Origin of the sequence: Bacillus sp. HY001 (assembly GCF_007558965.1) — a bacterium.
GTDB classification, from domain to species: domain Bacteria; phylum Bacillota; class Bacilli; order Bacillales; family Bacillaceae_G; genus Bacillus_A; species Bacillus_A mobilis.
Genome location: NZ_VLTE01000392.1, coordinates 1 through 270, shown reverse-complemented (window position 1 = coordinate 270; position 270 = coordinate 1). Strand labels below are relative to the sequence as shown.

General features: G+C 36.7%; 1 protein-coding gene. It reads left to right on the top strand.

Features of this window, described 5'->3' with window-relative positions; translation table 11 throughout:
- Positions 1–270: helix-turn-helix domain-containing protein (locus tag FOT98_RS31900; RefSeq protein ID WP_144291301.1), on the top strand; the 270-nt coding region annotated here is incomplete at both ends.

Here is a 270-nt window from a genome sequence, read left to right as displayed (position 1 = left end):
CAATAAAACGATTGGTTGTTCTCGTTTTGTATTCAATCACTTCCTATCTCTATGGGATAATGCATACAAAGAAACAGGAAAAGGTTTGACATATGGTATATGCTCTGCCAAACTTTCTGCCATGAAGAAAGAGTTTGTTTGGCTAAAAGAAGTGGATAGTATTGCTATTCAGTCGTCTGTTCGCAACCTTGCGGATGCTTATACACGCTTTTTTAAAAAACAAAACAGTGCCCCGCGTTTCAAATCTAAAAAGAACAACGTACAATCTTA